The 18,203-nt window shown below is 62.0% G+C and carries 15 protein-coding genes and 1 pseudogene; 10 read left to right on the plus strand and 6 right to left on the minus strand.

Features of this window, described 5'->3' with window-relative positions:
* Nucleotides 1–31: 31 nt before the first annotated feature.
* Together GYA94_RS28650 and GYA94_RS09620 are read left to right on the plus strand one after the other, a co-directional pair.
* Nucleotides 32–205, plus strand: a pseudogene (locus GYA94_RS28650) (DUF3077 domain-containing protein); the annotation flags it as partial.
* Between the two features lie 126 nt (nucleotides 206–331).
* Nucleotides 332–2,635, plus strand: coding sequence for a YgiQ family radical SAM protein (locus tag GYA94_RS09620; protein ID WP_029887881.1), 2,304 nt, complete (start codon nucleotides 332–334; stop codon nucleotides 2,633–2,635).
* Between the two features lie 136 nt (nucleotides 2,636–2,771).
* On the opposite strand, the gene GYA94_RS09625 is transcribed toward GYA94_RS09620, so the two are convergent.
* Entirely contained in the window at nucleotides 2,772–3,359 is a 588-nt protein-coding gene (locus tag GYA94_RS09625; protein ID WP_161892200.1) for a cytokinin riboside 5'-monophosphate phosphoribohydrolase, read from the minus strand.
* A gap of 349 nt (nucleotides 3,360–3,708) precedes the next feature.
* On the opposite strand from GYA94_RS09625, the gene azu reads away from it, so the two are divergent.
* Nucleotides 3,709–4,158 carry an azurin gene (gene azu, locus GYA94_RS09630; protein ID WP_029885725.1) on the plus strand — a complete coding sequence of 150 codons (450 nt, stop codon included), beginning with the start codon at nucleotides 3,709–3,711 and terminating at the stop codon, nucleotides 4,156–4,158.
* A gap of 64 nt (nucleotides 4,159–4,222) precedes the next feature.
* On the opposite strand, the gene nadE is transcribed toward azu, so the two are convergent.
* Nucleotides 4,223–5,050, minus strand: a complete 828-nt coding sequence (gene nadE, locus GYA94_RS09635; protein WP_161892201.1) for an NAD(+) synthase — start codon at nucleotides 5,048–5,050, stop codon at nucleotides 4,223–4,225.
* 3 nt (nucleotides 5,051–5,053) lie between these two features.
* Nucleotides 5,054–6,259 carry a nicotinate phosphoribosyltransferase gene (pncB, locus tag GYA94_RS09640; RefSeq protein ID WP_009683308.1) on the minus strand — a complete coding sequence of 402 codons (1,206 nt, stop codon included), beginning with the start codon at nucleotides 6,257–6,259 and terminating at the stop codon, nucleotides 5,054–5,056.
* Between the two features lie 467 nt (nucleotides 6,260–6,726).
* Between pncB and GYA94_RS09645 the strand changes: the two genes are divergently transcribed.
* The 6 genes from GYA94_RS09645 (at nucleotide 6,727) to GYA94_RS09670 (ending at nucleotide 13,241) form a co-directional block, all read left to right on the plus strand.
* Entirely contained in the window at nucleotides 6,727–7,863 is a 1,137-nt protein-coding gene (locus tag GYA94_RS09645) for a branched-chain amino acid ABC transporter substrate-binding protein (protein WP_009683307.1), read from the plus strand.
* A 158-nt stretch (nucleotides 7,864–8,021) separates the two neighbouring features.
* The gene (locus GYA94_RS09650; protein ID WP_161892202.1) at nucleotides 8,022–8,936 is read left to right on the plus strand and encodes an ABC transporter permease subunit; all 915 of its coding nucleotides are present in this window, start codon (nucleotides 8,022–8,024) and stop codon (nucleotides 8,934–8,936) included.
* Between the two features lie 2 nt (nucleotides 8,937–8,938).
* Nucleotides 8,939–10,240, plus strand: coding sequence for a high-affinity branched-chain amino acid ABC transporter permease LivM (gene livM, locus GYA94_RS09655; protein ID WP_161892203.1), 1,302 nt, complete (start codon nucleotides 8,939–8,941; stop codon nucleotides 10,238–10,240).
* Nucleotides 10,237–11,112 carry an ATP-binding cassette domain-containing protein gene (locus tag GYA94_RS09660; RefSeq protein ID WP_029885721.1) on the plus strand — a complete coding sequence of 292 codons (876 nt, stop codon included), beginning with the start codon at nucleotides 10,237–10,239 and terminating at the stop codon, nucleotides 11,110–11,112. Before livM ends, GYA94_RS09660 begins: the two co-directional genes overlap by 4 nt.
* Nucleotides 11,109–11,825: an ABC transporter ATP-binding protein gene (locus GYA94_RS09665; RefSeq protein WP_054912815.1), complete on the plus strand. Its 717-nt coding sequence runs from the start codon at nucleotides 11,109–11,111 to the stop codon at nucleotides 11,823–11,825. Before GYA94_RS09660 ends, GYA94_RS09665 begins: the two co-directional genes overlap by 4 nt.
* 648 nt (nucleotides 11,826–12,473) lie before the next feature.
* Complete coding sequence (locus tag GYA94_RS09670) at nucleotides 12,474–13,241, plus strand: SDR family oxidoreductase (RefSeq protein ID WP_161892204.1); 768 nt, start codon at nucleotides 12,474–12,476, stop codon at nucleotides 13,239–13,241.
* Nucleotides 13,242–13,276: 35 nt separating this feature from the next.
* On the opposite strand, the gene GYA94_RS09675 is transcribed toward GYA94_RS09670, so the two are convergent.
* The 3 genes from GYA94_RS09675 to GYA94_RS09685 all read right to left on the minus strand — a co-directional run bounded on the left by GYA94_RS09675 (nucleotide 13,277) and on the right by GYA94_RS09685 (nucleotide 15,599).
* Complete coding sequence (locus GYA94_RS09675; protein WP_161892205.1) at nucleotides 13,277–14,374, minus strand: AGE family epimerase/isomerase; 1,098 nt, start codon at nucleotides 14,372–14,374, stop codon at nucleotides 13,277–13,279.
* Nucleotides 14,375–14,482: 108 nt separating this feature from the next.
* Nucleotides 14,483–15,115, minus strand: coding sequence for a TetR family transcriptional regulator (locus GYA94_RS09680; RefSeq protein ID WP_009683298.1), 633 nt, complete (start codon nucleotides 15,113–15,115; stop codon nucleotides 14,483–14,485).
* Between the two features lie 121 nt (nucleotides 15,116–15,236).
* Nucleotides 15,237–15,599 (minus strand): hypothetical protein, encoded by a 363-nt coding sequence (locus GYA94_RS09685; RefSeq protein WP_029885718.1) that lies wholly within the window; start codon nucleotides 15,597–15,599, stop codon nucleotides 15,237–15,239.
* A gap of 337 nt (nucleotides 15,600–15,936) precedes the next feature.
* Between GYA94_RS09685 and GYA94_RS09690 the strand changes: the two genes are divergently transcribed.
* The gene (locus tag GYA94_RS09690; protein ID WP_161892206.1) at nucleotides 15,937–18,003 is read left to right on the plus strand and encodes an AsmA family protein; all 2,067 of its coding nucleotides are present in this window, start codon (nucleotides 15,937–15,939) and stop codon (nucleotides 18,001–18,003) included.
* The last annotated feature ends 200 nt before the right edge of the window (nucleotides 18,004–18,203 follow it).

Consider the following 18,203-nt stretch of genomic DNA (forward strand, 5'->3'; position numbering starts at 1 on the left):
GGTTTATGGAGCGGTTACGTAGAGAATTATCATGGGAATGAACACTCAGTTCACCGTCGGCAAGACCACGTTCTATCAAGGCGAAAATGGCACCTACCCGTCGTTCCGCATCGAGCCCGGAATCCCATGCCAGGACGCTCGCGACCATTCTTCGGCGTTGATGGGGTATGAGCGCCAATTGACCATGATTGGGTTGATGGATGAAACAACCCCCAAGTCAGCCAACCGTCACCCCACCCACCAATCCCCCACGAATGCAGTCGGATTTGGTCAAAATTTGTGCTATATTTCGCGCCCGCGATTTTCCTGCACACCAGAACCGGTCACTGACATGCAAGCAGCCAAACCACTCTACGACTATCCCAAGTACTGGGCCGAATGCTTCGGGCCAGCACCTTTCCTGCCAATGAGCAGGGAGGAGATGGATCTGCTCGGCTGGGATTCCTGCGACATCATCATCGTGACCGGGGATGCCTACGTCGATCACCCCTCGTTCGGCATGGCCATCATCGGCCGGCTACTGGAAGCCCAGGGTTTCCGCGTGGGCATCATTGCCCAGCCGAACTGGCAGTCCAAAGACGACTTCATGAAGCTCGGCGAGCCCAACCTGTTCTTCGGCGTGGCCGCCGGCAACATGGACTCGATGATCAACCGCTACACCGCGGACAAGAAAATCCGTTCCGACGACGCCTACACCCCGGGCGGCCTGGCCGGTAGCCGACCAGACCGCGCCAGCCTGGTGTACAGCCAGCGCTGCAAGGAAGCCTACAAGCATGTGCCGATCGTACTCGGCGGCATCGAGGCATCGTTGCGTCGCATTGCCCACTACGACTACTGGCAGGACAAGGTTCGCCATTCGATCCTGATCGACGCCAGCGCCGACATCCTGCTGTTCGGCAACGCCGAGCGGGCGGTGGTCGAGGTGGCCCAGCGCCTGTCCAGTGGCGAAAGCATCGAAAGCATCACCGACGTGCGCGGCACCGCTTTCGTGCGCCGTGACACGCCGCAGGGCTGGTATGAAATCGACTCGACCCGCATCGACCGCCCAGGCCGTGTCGACAAGATCATCAACCCCTACGTGAACACCCAGGATACCCAGGCCTGTGCCATCGAGCAGGCCAAGGGCGACCAGGAAGACCCGAACGAAGCCAAGGTAGTACAGATTCTCGACAGCCCGGCGGTCACGCGGGAAAAGTCGGTCATCCGCCTGCCATCGTTCGAGAAGGTGCGTAACGACCCGGTGCTCTATGCCCACGCCAACCGCGTGCTGCACCTGGAGACCAACCCGGGCAACGCCCGTGCACTGGTGCAGAAACACGGTGACGTGGACGTGTGGTTCAACCCGCCACCCATTCCGATGAGCACCGAGGAAATGGACTACGTGTTCGGCATGCCTTACGCCCGTGTACCGCACCCAGCGTACGGCAAGGCGCGTATCCCGGCCTACGAGATGATCCGTTTCTCGGTCAACATCATGCGCGGCTGCTTCGGCGGCTGCACCTTCTGCTCGATCACCGAGCACGAAGGCCGCATCATCCAGAACCGCTCGCACGAGTCGATCCTGCACGAAATCGAAGAGATGCGTGACAAGGTGCCAGGCTTCACCGGCGTGGTGTCCGACCTTGGCGGGCCGACTGCGAACATGTATCGCATCGCGTGCAAGAGCCACGACATCGAAAAGCACTGCCGCAAGCCCTCGTGCGTGTTCCCTGGCATCTGCGAGAACCTCAACACCGACCACAGTTCGCTGATCGAGCTGTACCGCAAGGCTCGCGCCCTGCCAGGGGTGAAGAAGATCCTGATTGCCTCGGGCCTGCGCTACGACCTGGCCGTGGAGTCGCCGGAATACGTCAAGGAGCTGGTCACCCACCACGTAGGTGGCTACCTGAAGATTGCCCCGGAGCACACCGAGCGTGGCCCGCTGGACAAGATGATGAAGCCGGGCATTGGTACCTATGACCGCTTCAAGCGCATGTTCGAGAAATTCTCGAAAGAAGCGGGTAAAGAGCAGTACCTGATCCCGTACTTCATTGCCGCGCACCCGGGTACCACCGACGAAGACATGATGAACCTGGCGCTATGGCTCAAGGGCAATGGCTTCCGTGCCGACCAGGTACAGGCGTTCTACCCGTCGCCGATGGCCTCGGCCACCGCCATGTACCACTCGGGCAAGAACCCGCTGCGCAAGGTGACCTACAAGAGCGAAGGTGTGGAAATCGTCAAGAGTGACGAGCAGCGCCGTCTGCACAAGGCATTCTTGCGCTACCACGACCCGAAAGGCTGGCCAATGCTGCGCGAAGCGCTGCAGCGCATGGGCCGCGCCGACCTGATCGGGCCTGGCAAGCACCAGTTGATTCCGGCGCACCAGCCGCAGACCGACAGCTACCAGAGCGCGCGCCGCAAGAACTCGACCCCGTCGGGCAGCCACAAAGTGGGCAAGGACCAGAAAATCCTGACCCAGCACACGGGCCTGCCACCGCGTGGCAGCGATGGCAGCAAGCCGTGGGACAAGCGCGAAAAGGCCAAGGCCGAAGCGTTTGCGCGTAATCAGCAGGCGGCCAAGGAGCGCAAGGAAGCGGGCAAGGGCGGTGGCGGCAAGGGCAAGAAACCGCGCCAGCCAGTCATTCCGCGCTGATTTCGGGGGCCGCCTTGCGGCCCAATCGCCGGCAAGCCAGCTCCCACAGGTACAATGCTCGCTTTAGGATTTTGTGCAGTCCCTGTGGGAGCTGGCTTGCCGGCGATTGGGCTGCAAAGCAGCCCCTGAATCTGGTTTAGTCAGGCTTCTTGTCGACCCACTTCGGCGCCACCGGCGCGACAAAGCGGTCCATCGCGCCCAGCAGCTCATCCGGCTGCTGCCCCAGCAGCAACATATCCCGGTGCTGCGGGCGCACGAAACCTTCCTCGACGATATGGTCGAGGAACCCGCCAAGCTTGTCATAGAAGCCGTTCACATCCAGCAGCCCCAGCGGCTTGGCGTGGTAGCCCAGTTGCCCCCAGGTCCAGACCTCGAACAGCTCTTCCAGCGTACCCAGGCCACCCGGCAAGGCGATGAACGCGTCGCTCAACTCGGCCATGCGAGCCTTGCGGGCATGCATGCCGTCCACCACTTCCAGCCGCGTCAGGCCTTTATGGCCGACCTCGGCGTCCAGCAGGCTCTGCGGGATGATCCCTACCACGTCGCCACCCGCTGCCATCGCGGCGTCGGCTACCACACCCATCAAGCCAACAGCGCCACCGCCATACACCAGCGTCCAGCCTCGGCGGGCAATCGCCTGGCCCAGCGCGACCGCCGCCTCACGGTAGGCGGGGTTGCTGCCGATGCTGGCACCACAAAACACACAAACGGAACGTACGGGCATTACTCACCTCCAGGCACTCAGGGTGACAGGGTACGGTGGCTGACCGTCGCTTCCAAGGCCGGGTTCATTCCGGGCGCGAGAATTCGCAGATCGCGCCGGTAGCACCGTGGGCGTAGGCGGCGAGCAGGCTGTTCAGAAACTGGGAGATGGGCATTTGGTATTGCTCCTAAATGAGAGGTTGTCCCATCGTCCAATAAAAGGGCATGATGTGCTCTTAGATTGGTTGTATACAATCCATTGAACAATTCAACTGACTGGCCACTTGACACCCCCTTGACCCATATCAGCAGGGTGCTGAACGGTTTCAGGCAGTCTCGCAATTGATAAAACCCTGCCAAGGAGATTCATGATGTTTGCGAAAGCTGTAGCGGTATCCCTGCTGACCCTCGCCAGCGCCTCTGTCTTCGCCGCCGAGTGCTCGGTAACTGTCGACTCCACTGACCAGATGTCCTTCAACACCAAGGAAATCACCGTCGACAAAAGCTGCAAGGAATTCACGGTCAAACTGACCCACTCCGGCAACCTGCCGAAGAACGTCATGGGCCATAACCTGGTGATCAGCAAGACTGCCGACATGCAGGGCATTGCGACCGAAGGCATGAGCCAGGGCCTGGAAAAGGACTACATCAAGGCTGACAACGCCGCGATCATTGCCCATACCAAAATGATCGGCGCGCCGGAAAAAGAAACCGAAGTGAAGTTCGACCCTTCCAAGCTGGAAGCCGGTGGTGACTACAGCTTCTTCTGCACCTTCCCGGGCCACATCTCGATGATGAAGGGCAAGGTTGTCGTCAAGTAATCAGCTGACGCCGAGCCCTGTAGGGGCGGGTAAACCCGCTCCTACAGGCATTGTTACAGCCTGATCAAGGGGCGAACGGCAATTCGCGCTTGTGCTGGGTCTTGCGGTAGGTGGCCACGATGATGTCGAACGCTGCCTGCTCGACCGGCTGCCCATGCAGGAACGCGTCGATCTGCTGGTAGGTCACCCCATGCGAGGCTTCGTCCGGTTTGCCCGGTGCCAGGTCTTCCAGGTCTGCAGTCGGCACCTTCTCCACCAGTGACTCCGGCGCGCCAAAACTGCGTGCAATGGCCCGCACCTGGTTTTTTACCAGGCCGCTCAGCGGCGCCAGGTCGCAGGCACCATCACCAAACTTGGTAAAGAAGCCCATCACCGCTTCGGCGGCGTGGTCGGTACCGATCACCAGCCCTGCGCGCGCGCCGGCGATGGTGTATTGGGCCACCATGCGCGTGCGTGCCTTGACGTTGCCGACCACGAAGTCCACCAGCGCCGGCGAGCCGCTTTTCAATTCCACCACTTCAGCCGCCAAGGCGCGCACTGCCGGGGCGATGTCCACGGTGTGCACTTCATCGGCCTTGATCACGTCCAGGCAGGCCTGGGCGTCATGTTCATCATGCTGCACCTGGTACGGCAGGCGAACGGCGATGAAGGTATAAGCCCGGTCACCGGTTTCGGCGCGCAGTTCGTTGATGGCGCGCTGGGCGAGCAGGGCGGCGGTCAGCGAGTCGACCCCGCCGCTGATGCCCAGTACCAGGGTCTTGAGCCGGGCGTTGGCCAGGCAGTCCTTGATGAACGCCACGCGCCGGGCAACTTCGGCCTCGAGCGCGGCCGCGTCGGCGAACGGCGGCTGGACCTTCAGCGCCTGGGCAATTTCTTGCTGAACCGCTTGCATGGGTTACTCCTTGCTGGGGACTTTGAATACGTGACGCATGTAGGCAACGAAATTGGCGTCGCGGCACTGGGTCTTGGCCGCTTCGTCGGAAATCTTGGCCACCGGTGCGCCGTTGCAGTCGGTCATTTTAAGCACGATGCTCATGGGGACCACACCCGGTATGTCGCAGGTCAGGTTGGTACCGATGCCAAAGCTGACGTTGATGCGCCCGCGCAGGGCCCGGAAGATTTCCAGCGAGCGGGTAAGGTTGAGGCTGTCGGAAAACACCAGGGTCTTGGTCATCGGGTCGATACCCAGTTTCTGGTAATGGGCGATCGCTTTCTCGGCCCAGGCTACCGGCTCGCCGGAGTCGTGGCGCAAGCCATCGAACAGCTTGGCGAAGTACAGGTCGAAATCGCCGAGGAAGGCATCCATGGTGATGCAGTCGGTCAGGGCGATACCGAGCAGGCCACGGTACTCGCGGACCCAGCAGTCCAGCGCGGCGATCTGGCTGTCGATCAGCCGCGGGCCCAACTGCTGGTGCGCCATGATCCACTCATGGGCCATGGTGCCCAGCGGCTTGATATCCAGTTTCCATGCCAGGTCGACGTTGCTGGTGCCGACGAAACGGCCAGGGAAGTCGTCGCGCAGTACCCGGACCACTTCCTCCTGCACGCGGCTGGAAAAGCGCCGGCGGGTGCCAAAGTCGGCTACCTGCAGTTCGGCCAGTTCGTCGTCGCTGGCGTGGGCGCGCAGCCAGTCGAACTTGCGGTACAGCTGGTCGCGTGCCTCGGCCAGGCGCATATGCGGGTGCAGGTGGCGGTTGCGCACTTCGCTGATGATCGCCAGCAAAGGCACTTCGAACAGGATCACATGCAGCCAAGGGCCTTTGAGGCGCAGGAACAGCTGATCGTGCTCGATGCCAAGGTGCACATAGCGCAGGTTGAAGCGAAACAGCCGCAAAAACCGCAGGAAGTCGGGCTTGAGGAAACTGATGCGCTCCAGAAAACCCAGCTGGCCATCATCGAGCGTGAGGTCGTTGAGCACCTCCAGCTGGTGGCGGATTTCGCCTAGATACGGCCGCAAGTCCTCGCCGTTGCGGCAGCGGAATTCCCATTCGACGTCGGCGTCCGGGTAGTTGTGCAGCACACCCTGCATCATGGTGAGTTTGTAGAAATCGGTGTCGAGCAGGTTGTGCACGATGCGCTCGGCGAATGCGCTCTCGCTCATCAAAGGGGCTCCGGAGGCGGCGAATGGGGGACATTGTGCCAGCCTTTTCGGCCTTGTTGTGTCTGCGCTGGCCTGTTCGCGGGTGAACCCGCTCCTGCAGGGCCGCGTATCTGCCAAATCCGCGTGTTTTTCGGTGCACCCGCCAGCCTTGAAACGGTGCTGCCTGTAGCAGTCACGCACCACGGGTGTGCAGTTCGGTGACGTATGCTGTTACAGGCCGGTTGCACGTAAACACCCGGCAGGGTTGCAATGATGGCGCGCGGCGGTTGCGCCTTGTCTGTACGGGTGGTGGCGCCCGGCGCGTGGCAGACGGTTGCACGCTCAATAAAGAAAAGGCCGTCGGTCGCCTCTACGTGCCGATGGTGGTGTGATTTTCCGTAAGACAAAACTGATGGCACGGCCCTTGCTCTGAGCATTGGGCTGAGAAGTTGTAGTGCCAACCAAAAAAACTCTAGGAGCACCACCTCATGTCGCAGACGTTTTACAAGAAAGGTTTCCTGGCGCTTGCCGTAGCCACGGCACTGGGTGTTTCTTCGTATGTCCAGGCCGACGTCAAGATCGGCGTAGCGGGGCCGATGACCGGGGCCAACGCAGCGTTCGGCGAGCAGTACATGAAAGGTGCGCAAGCTGCGGCCGACAAGATCAACGCCGCGGGTGGCGTGAATGGCGAGAAAATCGTGCTGGTCAAAGGCGATGACGCCTGCGAACCGAAACAGGCCGTTGCCGTAGCCAACCGCCTGGTCGACCAGGACAAGGTGATCGGGGTGGTCGGCCACTTCTGTTCGTCCAATACCATCCCGGCCTCCGAGGTGTATGACGAGGCCGGCGTGATCGCCATCACGCCCGGTTCGACCAACCCACAGGTCACCGAGCGCGGCCTGAGTGCCATGTTCCGCATGTGTGGCCGTGACGACCAGCAGGGCGTGGTCGCCGGCGACTACATTGTCGACGTGCTCAAGGGCAAGAAAGTCGCGGTGCTGCACGACAAGGACACCTACGGCCAAGGCCTGGCTGATGCCACCAAGGCACAGCTGGAAAAACGTGGCGTCAAGCCCGTGTTGTACGAAGGCCTGACCCGGGGCGAGAAAGACTTCAGCGCCGTGGTTACCAAGATCCGTGCTGCCGGTGCCGATGTGGTCTACTTCGGCGGCCTGCACCCGGAAGCCGGCCCGCTGGTGCGTCAACTGCGCGAACAGGGCCTGAAGGACGTCAAGTTCATGTCGGATGATGGCATCGTCACCGACGAGCTGGTGTCTACCGCCGGCGGCGCGCAGTACGTCGATGGCGTGTACATGACCTTCGGCGCCGACCCGCGCCTGCTGCCAGACAGCAAGGCCGTGGTCGAGGAGTTCCGCAAGGCGGGCACTGAACCGGAAGGCTACACCCTGTACGCCTACGCCTCGCTGCAGGCGCTCGCCGCCGCCTTCAACGGCGCCAAGTCGAACAAGGGCGAAGACGCTGCCAAGTGGCTCAAGGCCAACCCGGTGCAGACCGTCATGGGCGAAAAGAAGTGGGACAGCAAGGGCGACCTGACCGTGTCCGACTACGTGGTCTACCAGTGGGACAAGGACGGCAAGTACCACCAGCTGGACAAACAAAAATAATAACGGCCACCCGCCCGGGTTGCGCATGCGCCCGGGCCTGAGCCCCTGCGGTACCTGTCCTTATTCGGAGACCTGCACGGTCGTGCACTGCTGGGGCCGCATTGTCCGTGGCCTTGCGTGGTCGGCATGCGTGCAGTCTCGCTCAGTGAGATTGCGTTATGGATGGTATTTTCCTGCAGCAACTGGTCAACGGCCTGACCCTCGGGTCGGTCTATGGCCTGATCGCCATCGGCTACACAATGGTCTATGGCATTATCGGCATGATCAACTTCGCGCACGGCGAGGTGTATATGATTTCCGCCTACCTGGCGGCGATCAGCCTGGCATTGCTGGCCTATTTTGGCGTCGAGTCGTTTCCCCTGCTGATGCTGGGCACGCTGTTGTTCACCATCGTCGTCACGGGTGTGTACGGCTTCACCATCGAGCGCATCGCCTACAAGCCGCTGCGTAACTCTACCCGCCTGGCACCGCTGATCAGCGCCATCGGCATTTCGCTGATCCTGCAGAACTACGCACAGATCAGCCAGGGCGCTCGCCAGCAAGGCGTGCCAACCCTGCTCGAAGGCGCCATGCGCATCGATGTCGGCACCGGCTTCGTGCAACTGACCTACACCAAGATCTTCATCCTGGTGGCGGCATTCCTGGGCATGGGCCTGCTGACCTACGTGATCAAGTACACCAAGCTCGGCCGCATGTGCCGCGCTACCCAGCAAGACCGCAAGATGGCCTCGATCCTGGGCATCAACACCGACCGGGTCATTTCCTACGTATTCGTCATTGGTGCAGTGATGGCCGCCCTGGCAGGCGTGCTGATCACCATGAACTACGGCACCTTCGACTTCTATGCCGGCTTCATCATCGGCATCAAGGCATTCACCGCCGCAGTGCTCGGTGGCATTGGCTCCTTGCCGGGCGCCATGCTCGGCGGAATCATCCTGGGGATCTCCGAATCGCTGTTCTCCGGGATGATCAACTCCGACTACAAGGACGTGTTCAGCTTCTCGCTGCTGGTGATGATCCTTATCTTCCGCCCACAAGGCCTGCTGGGTCGCCCGCTCGTGGCTAAGGTGTGAACATGTCGATTGCCAAAATTGCTTCTGCCTCTGAAACCAAAGGTTTCGATATCAAACGCAGCCTGCTCGAAACCCTCGTCGCCGGCCTGCTGGCGCTGATCGTGTTCGGCCCGATCGTCGGCGTGGTGCTCGACGGTTATACCTTCAACGCCGAACCCCGTCGCGTGGCCTGGCTGGTCGGTGGTGTGATGCTCGGGCGTTTCCTGCTCAGCCTGTATGTGCAGACCGCCGCCGGCCGGCGCATGCTCGAAGGCTTCGACAGCGGTGGCTCGGGCGTGCATGTGCGGGCGCCGAACCATGTGTCGCGGCTGCGCTACATCATCCCGGCGCTGATCGTGATTGCCATCGTGTTCCCGATCTTCGCCAACAAGTACCTGCTGACCGTGGTCATCCTCGGCCTGATCTATGTGCTGCTGGGCCTGGGCCTGAACATCGTGGTCGGCCTGGCCGGCCTGCTCGACCTGGGGTACGTGGCCTTCTACGCCATTGGCGCCTACGGCCTTGCACTGGGTTACCAGTACCTTGGCCTGGGCTTCTGGAGTGTGCTGCCACTGGCAGCCATTGCGGCGGCACTTGCCGGGTGCATCCTGGGCTTCCCGGTGTTGCGCATGCACGGTGACTACCTGGCGATCGTGACCCTGGGCTTTGGCGAGATCATTCGCCTGGTGCTGAACAACTGGCTGTCGTTCACCGGCGGCCCCAACGGCATGCCGGCGCCGGCGCCGACCTTCCTTGGCCTGGAGTTCGGCCGCCGGGCCAAGGACGGTGGGGTGCCCATCCATGAGTTCTTCGGCTTTGCCTACAACCCCAACCTCAAGTTCGTGTTCATTTATGCGGTGCTGTTCATGGTCGTGCTGGCCGTGCTGTACATCAAGCACCGCTTGACCCGCATGCCCGTCGGCCGGGCCTGGGAAGCGCTGCGCGAAGACGAGATCGCCTGCCGTTCGATGGGCCTGAACCACGTGCTGGTCAAGCTCTCGGCCTTCACCCTGGGCGCTTCCACCGCGGGGTTGGCCGGCGTGTTCTTCGCCACGTACCAAGGCTTCGTCAACCCCTCGTCGTTCACCTTCTTCGAGTCGGCGCTGATTCTCGCCATCGTCGTGCTGGGTGGCATGGGCTCCACCGTGGGCGTCGTCATTGCAGCATTCGTGCTGACCGTGGCGCCCGAGTTGCTGCGCAGCTTCTCCGAGTACCGGGTGCTGCTGTTCGGGGTACTGATGGTGTTGATGATGATCTGGCGACCGCGGGGGCTGATCCGCATCAGCCGTACCGGTGTGACCCCGCGTAAAGGAGTGGCGCCATGAGCGACGAAATCATTCTGTCGGTCGACAACCTGATGATGCAGTTTGGCGGCATCAAGGCGCTCAGCGACGTGAGCCTGAAGGTCAGGCGCAACCAGATCTTCGCCCTGATCGGCCCCAACGGCGCCGGCAAGACCACGGTGTTCAACTGCCTGACCGGTTTCTACAAGGCCAGTGGCGGGCGCATCGAACTGAACGTGCGCGGTAGCCACACCAATGTGATCCAGCTGCTGGGCGAGCGTTTCCAGGCGGCCGACTTCGTCTCGCCGGCACGCTTTGCCAGCCGCCTGTACTACAAGATGTTCGGCGGCACCCACCTGGTCAACCGCGCGGGCCTGGCGCGCACCTTCCAGAATATCCGGCTGTTCAAGGAAATGTCGGTGGTGGAGAACCTGCTGGTGGCCCAGCACATGTGGGTCAACCGCAACCTGCTGGCGGGGGTATTCAATACCAAGGCCTACCGCAAGGCCGAAAGCGATGCGCTGGACCACGCCTTCTACTGGCTGGAGGTGGTCGACCTGGTCGACTGCGCCAACCGCCTGGCCGGTGAGCTGTCGTATGGGCAGCAGCGCCGCCTGGAAATCGCCCGCGCCATGTGCACGCGACCGAAGATCATCTGCCTGGACGAACCGGCGGCGGGCTTGAACCCGCAGGAAACCGAGGCACTTAGCCAGATGATTCGCGTGCTGCGTGACGAGCACGACATCACCGTGGTGCTGATCGAACACGACATGGGCATGGTCATGAGCATTTCCGACCATATCGTGGTATTGGACCACGGCAACGTGATTGCCGAGGGTGCGCCACAGGACATCCGCAACAACCCGACGGTGATCGCTGCCTACCTGGGTGCAGACGAAGAGGAACTGGTATGAGTGCACCCATTCTCGAGCTGAAGGACCTGGACGTGTTCTATGGGCCGATCCAGGCGCTGAAAAAGGTATCGATGCACATCAATGAAGGTGAGACGGTCAGCCTTATCGGCGCCAACGGGGCCGGCAAGTCGACCCTGCTGATGTCGATCTTCGGGCAGCCGCGGGCGGCTTCCGGGCAGATCGTCTACCGTGGCACCGACATTACCCGCAAGTCATCGCACTACATTGCTTCCAACGGCATCGCCCAGTCGCCGGAAGGGCGCCGGGTATTCCCCGACATGAGCGTCGAGGAAAACCTGATGATGGGGACCATCCCCATTGGCGACAAGCATGCCGCCGAAGACATGCAGCGCATGTACGAACTCTTCCCGCGCCTAAAAGAGCGGCGTAACCAGCGGGCCATGACCATGTCCGGTGGCGAGCAGCAGATGCTGGCGATTGCCCGGGCGCTGATGAGCCGGCCAAAATTGCTGTTGCTGGACGAGCCCTCGCTGGGGTTGGCACCCATCGTGGTCAAGCAGATCTTCTCGACCCTGCGGGAACTGGCGAAGACCGGCATGACCATTTTCCTGGTGGAGCAGAACGCCAACCACGCCCTGAAACTGTCGGACCGTGCCTACGTGATGGTCAACGGGCAAATTCGCATGACCGGGACTGGGCAAGAGTTGTTGGTCAACGAAGAAGTGCGCAGCGCTTACCTGGGTGGGCATTAGTTCCCCCTAGGGGCCGCGATCCATGCCCGGTCGCGGTCCCCTGTAGGAGCGGCCTTGTGTCGCGATGGGCTGCAACGCAGCCCCCTTCCCATGTGGACAACTCAACCTAACCGGGCCCTCAACCCGTTCACCCATAGCTACCCAACCCCGCTTCCCACAAGCCAAATCTTTTCCACGGATAATGTGGAACCGCCTGTGGAAAACATGGTGGTATCCCCCTCCAACCCAACACTATCAAGCCCTACAGCGTCATGATCATTTTTTGATCAGTGCACCACTGTGGATTGTTTTCCCAGGCAAATCACGTCATTCCAACCACTCCCAGCACTGCGCAAATTCTGTGGATAACTCTGTGTAAAAGCCTTGGACATCCCGCTACAGGCGGCATGCTTGAAAGCCTTGCGCCACCACCGAAAAGAACGCTGCCGACCACGACGGGCTGAAAGGGTTCCGCCGCACAGCGAAGTTGCCCCCAATCCGTGGGGAAAGCCCTGTGGATAACATGCGCATAGCTGGCGCGGAGGCTTCTGCCACAAGGGTTTGCCGCACATGAACAAAAAATGACCAGCTGCCTTTTCGGCTTGCCGCCAGCGTTGGCCACGGGCATGCTGCAAAACTGCCATGACCACCCACCGCGAGGAACAGAGCATGTCATCCACCGTATTCATCACTGGCGCCACGTCGGGTTTCGGCGAGGCCACAGCCCGCCGTTTCGCCGAAGCCGGCTGGAAGCTGGTGCTAACCGGTCGTCGCAAGGAGCGCCTGGACGCCTTGTGCGCCGAGCTTTCTGCCAAGACCGAAGTGCATGGCCTGGTACTCGATGTGCGTGACCGCAAAGCCATGGAGCAGGCCATTGCCAGCCTGCCAGCCGGCTTCGACAAGCTGCAGGCCCTGGTCAACAACGCCGGCCTGGCGCTGGGCGTGGATGCGGCGCAGAACTGCAGCCTGGACGACTGGGAAACCATGGTCGACACCAATATCAAGGGCCTGATGTACACCACCCGCCTGCTGCTGCCACGGTTGATTGCCCATGGCCGTGGGGCGTCGATCCTCAACGTCGGTTCGGTGGCCGGCAACTATCCGTACCCGGGCAGCAACGTGTATGGCGGCACCAAGGCCTTTGTCGGGCAGTTCTCGCTGAGCCTGCGCTGCGACCTGCGTGGCACAGGTGTGCGCGTGAGCAACATCGAGCCGGGCCTGTGCGAAAGTGAATTTTCGCTGGTACGGTTCGGTGGTGACCAAGCCAAGTATGACGCCACCTACGCCGGCGCCGAGCCTATCCAGCCGCAGGACATTGCCGAGACCATCTTCTGGATCCTCAACCAGCCCGCGCACATCAACATCAACAGCCTTGAGCTGATGCCGGTGAGCCAGGACTGGGCCGGGTTCTCGATCGACCGGTCGGTCAAGGGCTGAGCCAGGGCCGCTCGGCGGCCACAGCCGCGAAGGCTTCAGCTCAAGCGCTGCAAGCCTTCCAGGCAAGTTGCCAGGTGGTAGGGCGTAGTCGAAGGCATGTCATGCCGGCTGACGGCACCCTCGCCATCCCGGCATTCGTACCAGCCAGCCTCGCGCAGGAACCGCGCTTCCAGCACCTGCAACTGTTCAGGCAACCTGGCTTCACCGCCAGCGCGCAGCACCAGCGCACGCAGGTACTCCGCCTGTGCCCAGATGCGCTGGGTGGCGTCCAGCACCTGGCCGTCCACGCCCAGCATGGCGAGCACTGCGCCACCCTGCACCCCTTGCTGTTCGGCGTAGCTGAACGCCCGGTCGATCGAGGCATGCAGCGGCGTATGTCGCAGCAGCGGGGAGGTGTGCAACAGGTAGAACCATTCGAACTGGTGGCCAGGCTCGTACCAGTTATCCACAGCCCCGCGCGGTTTCTCCAGCATCAGCCCATGGGCCGGTTCGACGAAATGCGCCTGGAGTGCTGCACACAGTTGCAGCAGTGACTGCCGGGTATGTTCGTCGTCGCGAACAGCCAGTACCTGCAGGAAGGCCTCGGCCAGGTGCATCTGTGGATTCTGCAGGGGCCCGCTGCCCAGGTCTGCCCAATCCTCGCCCAGGCTTGCTTCGTACAGGCCATCGTCCCTGGCGAACTGCTGGTCGATGATGTCGAGGCCGGCATTGAGTGTGGATTCCACCAGGCTTTCGCCGACCTTGCCCCAGTAGTGCGCGCAGGCAAAGACGATGAAGGCGTGGGTATACAGGTCCTTGCGCCGGTCAAGCGGGTTGCCCTGGGCATCGATGCTGTAGAACCAGCCCCCGTGCTCCGCGTCGTGAAAGTGCTTCTGCAACGAGCGGAACAGCGCGGCTGCACGCTCGGCGGCGCCCGGTTGTTCGATGCGGCTGCTGAACAGGTACAGCTGGCGGGCGCAGGCCATGGCCCGGTAGCGCTGTACCGGTAACGGCCGGTGCTGGGCGTCCAGGGCTTCGTAGGGCAGTGCCATGTCGGCATTCCAGCCAGGGCCTTGCCACATTGGCACGATGCGCTCGGCGAAGTGCTGGTTGAAACGGGCCAGTGCGGGCAGGGTAGGGCGGGGGTCGGACATGTCGGCGCTCGTGGCTGTCGGGCAGGGCGCCATGGTAGCAGAAGTGGGGTTTTCGGTAGCCGGCGGTGCGCTTGCCCGGCTGGCCGGGCGGGGTTGAGCGAAAGGCGATCAGCCCGGGTTGCCTAACCCTTGCCAATGCCGCGCCCCGACGAAGATGAAGCGCAACTGCTGAGTGATCTTTTCCTGTGGCGACAGGGCCTGTGGATAACCCGCTTCTGGGCTGTCGATCAGCTCGGGCAGGGTGGCGAACACCGTTTTCACCACCAGGTCGGCCATCACCGTCAGCGCCGCACTGTCCAGGTGCTGCCAGCGTTTCATGCGCGCAAGGTCGGTGGCCAGGTCGTCGCTTATGTTCTGACGCAGGCGGGCAATGGCCTGGCGCACCGGCTGTGACCCACCATACTGTTCCCGCGCCAGGAACAGAAACAGTGCGCGGTGGGCGGCGACTACATCGAGAAAGATGCGCACCGAGGCGTCGGTGATGCCGCCCAGCTCGAATTCGTTGTGGCGGACCAGGCGAATGGTCTGGCGGAAGGTGGTATCGATCTCGGCCACCAGGGCCAGGCCCAGGGCGTCCATATCCGGGAAGTGCCGGTAGAAGCCGGTTGGCACGATGCCGGCTGTTTTGGCCACTTCGCGCAGGCTGATGCTGCCAAAGCCCCGGCCACTTTCCATGAGCTGGCAGGCGGCATCGAGCAGGGCCTGGCGAGTCTGTAGCTTCTGTTCGGCGCGCGGCAGCATGGTGCGGGCTTCTGTGACGGTGAGGCTGGGCACTCTAGTTAAAAAAACGAAGCCCGGTCAATGACCGGGCTGGGAGGGGAGCAAGCGGTGTGACACAGGTTGTTCTTTTCAGCCATGGCAATCAGCTCACGTGGCTGATTGCAACCAGGCGATCCGAACCACCTTCGGCCACGCGGCCAGATTGTTCGATCAGGCGGTCCGAACCACCTTCGGCCACGCGGCCGGACTGTTCGATGAGGCGGTCCGAGCCACCTTCGGCCACGCGGCCGGACTGTTCGATGAGGCGGTCCGAGCCACCTTCGGCCACGCGGCCGGATTGTTCGATCAGGCGGTCCGAGCCACCTTCGGCGACTGTTTTCAGCGGTTGGGCAATTTCGACAGCGCTCGAACGCGACTCCGCAGTGAGGTGTTGTTCAGCGGCTGGCAGGGCAAAGGCGTTGGCGGCCAGGATGGACAGGGTCAGGGTCAGCAGTTGGCGTTTCATGATTCGGTGCTCCTTTCGGGGGCTGGAAAGTGGGTACGAAGCCAATGCTACGCCGGGTAACGCCAGAGAGAAGTTCATACGGATAATGGTAACAATCGACCATATTGATAGAGCTCGGCGACCGCTCTGTTAAGCGCCTTGCAGGCTAGTTAATGGCAAAATGCCGAGGCTGTTGTGGGGTAACATGAGCGCGGCCGCGCCACGATTTGCTGAGCGAATGGCCAGGAAAAACTTCGCTAAGATGACGCTACCGATAAAACCCCACGGGTTTTCATCAGTCCCAGATACTAAGTGCCACCGCCGCGCCTGTTTCGAGCCCCGCAAGGAGAATCACGCAATGACGCGTCCCGCCAGAATCCTCGTCTGGACCCTCGCCACCCTGCTCACGCTGCTGGCAATACTGGTAGTGGTGATCGCCACCTTCGACTGGAACCGCGTCAAGCCGTTGCTCAACGAGAAGGTGTCCGAGGCCTTGCATCGGCCGTTCGCAATCAACGGCAACCTCGCCGTGCATTGGCGTACCGAGCCAGAAGAAGGCGGTTGGCGTGCCTGGGTGCCATGGCCGCACTTCACCGCCGAAGACCTCACCCTGGGCAACCCTGAGTGGTTGCAGGAGCCGAAGATGGTGGGCCTGGAGCGCGTAGAGTTCCGCCTGGCGCCACTTGCGCTATTGGCGCAGAAGATCAGCATTCCGCGCATCAACCTGACCAAGCCCACGGCCAGCCTGACCCGGTTGGCAGATGGCCGGGCCAACTGGACATTCGACTTCGGGCCGAAGGACGAAAACGAGGCACCTTCCAAATGGCAGTTGGACATTGGTGCCATCGGCTTTGACCAAGGCAATGTCAGCTTCGACGACCAGACCTTGAAAACCCGCATGAAGGTGCAGGTTGACCCATTGGGCAAGCCAATCCCCTTCAGCGAAATCGTTGGCAAGGCCAGCGCTGAAAAAGCCGGCGGAGCGCAGGATTACGCCTTTGCTTTCAAGGCCCAGGGCCGCTACAAGGGACAGCCGGTGTCTGGCACCGGCAAGATCGGTGGCCTGCTGGCGCTGCAGGACGCCACCCAGCCGTTCCCGTTGCAGGCCGACGTGCGCATTGCCGATACGCACGTGGTACTTGCCGGCACCCTGACCGACCCACGCAACCTGGGTGCCCTTGACCTGCGCCTGCGCCTGTCGGGCGCCAGCCTGGGCAACCTCTACCCTTTGACGGGGGTGACCTTGCCCGACACCCCGGCCTATTCCACGGACGGCCGGCTCAGCGCCAACCTGCATGCAGCCGAAGGTGCGCGTTTCAAGTACGAGGGTTTCAACGGCAAGATCGGCGACAGCGACATCCACGGCGACCTGGCCTTCGTCGCCAGCCAGCCACGGCCCAAGCTGACGGGCAAGCTGGTGTCCAACCAGCTGCTGTTCAAGGACCTGGCGCCGCTGATCGGCGCTGACTCCAATGCCGAGCAGAAGGCCCGTGGCGGGGCCAGCAAGCAACCGGCCGGCAAGGTGCTGCCGGTGGAAGAGTTCCGCACCGATCGCTGGCGCGCCATGGACGCCGACGTCACCTTTGCCGGCAAGCGCATCGTGCACAGTGCGCAACTACCGTTCAACGACCTGGCGGCGCACGTGATTCTCGAGGACGGGCTGCTACGCCTGGAGCCGCTGCGGTTTGGCGTGGCCGGTGGCAACCTGGCCTCCAACATTCGCCTGGATGGGCGCAGCGTGCCGCTGCAAGGGCGGGCACAGTTGACCGCCCGTGGCTTCAAGCTCAAGCAATTGTTCCCCGGTTTCGCGCCCATGCAGACCAGTTTTGGTGAGCTCAATGGCGATGCCGATATCAGTGGACGTGGCAATTCCGTCGCTGCCCTGCTAGGCACGGCCAATGGCGACCTGCGCATGTTGGTCAACGATGGCGCCATCAGCCGCAGCCTGATGGAAATTGCGGGTTTGAACGTGGGCAACTATGTGGTCGGCAAGCTGTTTGGCGATGAGGACGTGCAGATCAACTGCGCGGCGGCCGATGTTGGCATCAAGGACGGCTTGGCCTCGACCCGGCTGTTCATCTTCGACACCGAGAACGCGATCATCTATATCAATGGTACGGCGAATTTTGCCAGTGAGCAGTTGGACCTGAAGATCACCCCTGAATCGAAAGGGCTACGGCTGTTCTCGCTGCGTTCGCCGCTGTATGTACGCGGGCCATTTGCCAAACCCAATGCGGGTGTACAGGCGGTGCCATTGGCGTTGCGCGGTGCGGGCATGGTGGCGTTGGGGGTTGTGGCAGGGCCTGCAGCCGGTTTGCTGGCGCTGATTGCACCCAGCAGTGGCGATGATCCGAACCAGTGCACACCGTTGTTGCAGCAGATGAAGGCAGGCAAGGCACCCGCTGCGGTGAAAGGGCGTAAATAGCAGCTAGCTGTGTTGCCGGCCATTGCCACTCGCGGGCGCTGTTTGAGGTGCGGGTTTACCCGCGAATGCGGTGGCGGAGGCGACGGTGAATGGCCAGGAGAGAGCCGCCGGTAGGCCCGGCCTCTTCGCGGGTGAACCCGCCCTTACAAGGGGCGCTAAGCGCCTAATGCCAGTCAGTCAAGTAATTTGGGGCCGCTTTG

Source organism: Pseudomonas juntendi, assembly GCF_009932375.1.
In the GTDB taxonomy this organism is placed as follows: Bacteria; Pseudomonadota; Gammaproteobacteria; order Pseudomonadales; family Pseudomonadaceae; genus Aquipseudomonas; species Aquipseudomonas juntendi.

Excerpts from the sequence above, each read along its gene's own strand:
- GYA94_RS09625 (WP_161892200.1), bottom strand. The coding sequence starts at position 3,359 with ATGCCCGTACGTTCCGTTTGTGTGTTTTGTGGTGCCAGCATCGGCAGC.
- GYA94_RS09670 (WP_161892204.1), top strand. The coding sequence starts at position 12,474 with ATGTCATCCACCGTATTCATCACTGGCGCCACGTCGGGTTTCGGCGAG.
- GYA94_RS09645 (WP_009683307.1), top strand. The coding sequence starts at position 6,727 with ATGTCGCAGACGTTTTACAAGAAAGGTTTCCTGGCGCTTGCCGTAGCC.
- GYA94_RS09620 (WP_029887881.1), top strand. The coding sequence starts at position 332 with ATGCAAGCAGCCAAACCACTCTACGACTATCCCAAGTACTGGGCCGAA.
- nadE (WP_161892201.1), bottom strand. The coding sequence starts at position 5,050 with ATGCAAGCGGTTCAGCAAGAAATTGCCCAGGCGCTGAAGGTCCAGCCG.
- pncB (WP_009683308.1), bottom strand. The coding sequence starts at position 6,259 with ATGAGCGAGAGCGCATTCGCCGAGCGCATCGTGCACAACCTGCTCGAC.
- GYA94_RS09650 (WP_161892202.1), top strand. The coding sequence starts at position 8,022 with ATGGATGGTATTTTCCTGCAGCAACTGGTCAACGGCCTGACCCTCGGG.
- GYA94_RS09685 (WP_029885718.1), bottom strand. The coding sequence starts at position 15,599 with ATGAAACGCCAACTGCTGACCCTGACCCTGTCCATCCTGGCCGCCAAC.
- GYA94_RS09665 (WP_054912815.1), top strand. The coding sequence starts at position 11,109 with ATGAGTGCACCCATTCTCGAGCTGAAGGACCTGGACGTGTTCTATGGG.
- livM (WP_161892203.1), top strand. The coding sequence starts at position 8,939 with ATGTCGATTGCCAAAATTGCTTCTGCCTCTGAAACCAAAGGTTTCGAT.
- GYA94_RS09675 (WP_161892205.1), bottom strand. The coding sequence starts at position 14,374 with ATGTCCGACCCCCGCCCTACCCTGCCCGCACTGGCCCGTTTCAACCAG.
- azu (WP_029885725.1), top strand. The coding sequence starts at position 3,709 with ATGTTTGCGAAAGCTGTAGCGGTATCCCTGCTGACCCTCGCCAGCGCC.
- GYA94_RS09680 (WP_009683298.1), bottom strand. The coding sequence starts at position 15,115 with ATGCTGCCGCGCGCCGAACAGAAGCTACAGACTCGCCAGGCCCTGCTC.
- GYA94_RS09690 (WP_161892206.1), top strand. The coding sequence starts at position 15,937 with ATGACGCGTCCCGCCAGAATCCTCGTCTGGACCCTCGCCACCCTGCTC.
- GYA94_RS09660 (WP_029885721.1), top strand. The coding sequence starts at position 10,237 with ATGAGCGACGAAATCATTCTGTCGGTCGACAACCTGATGATGCAGTTT.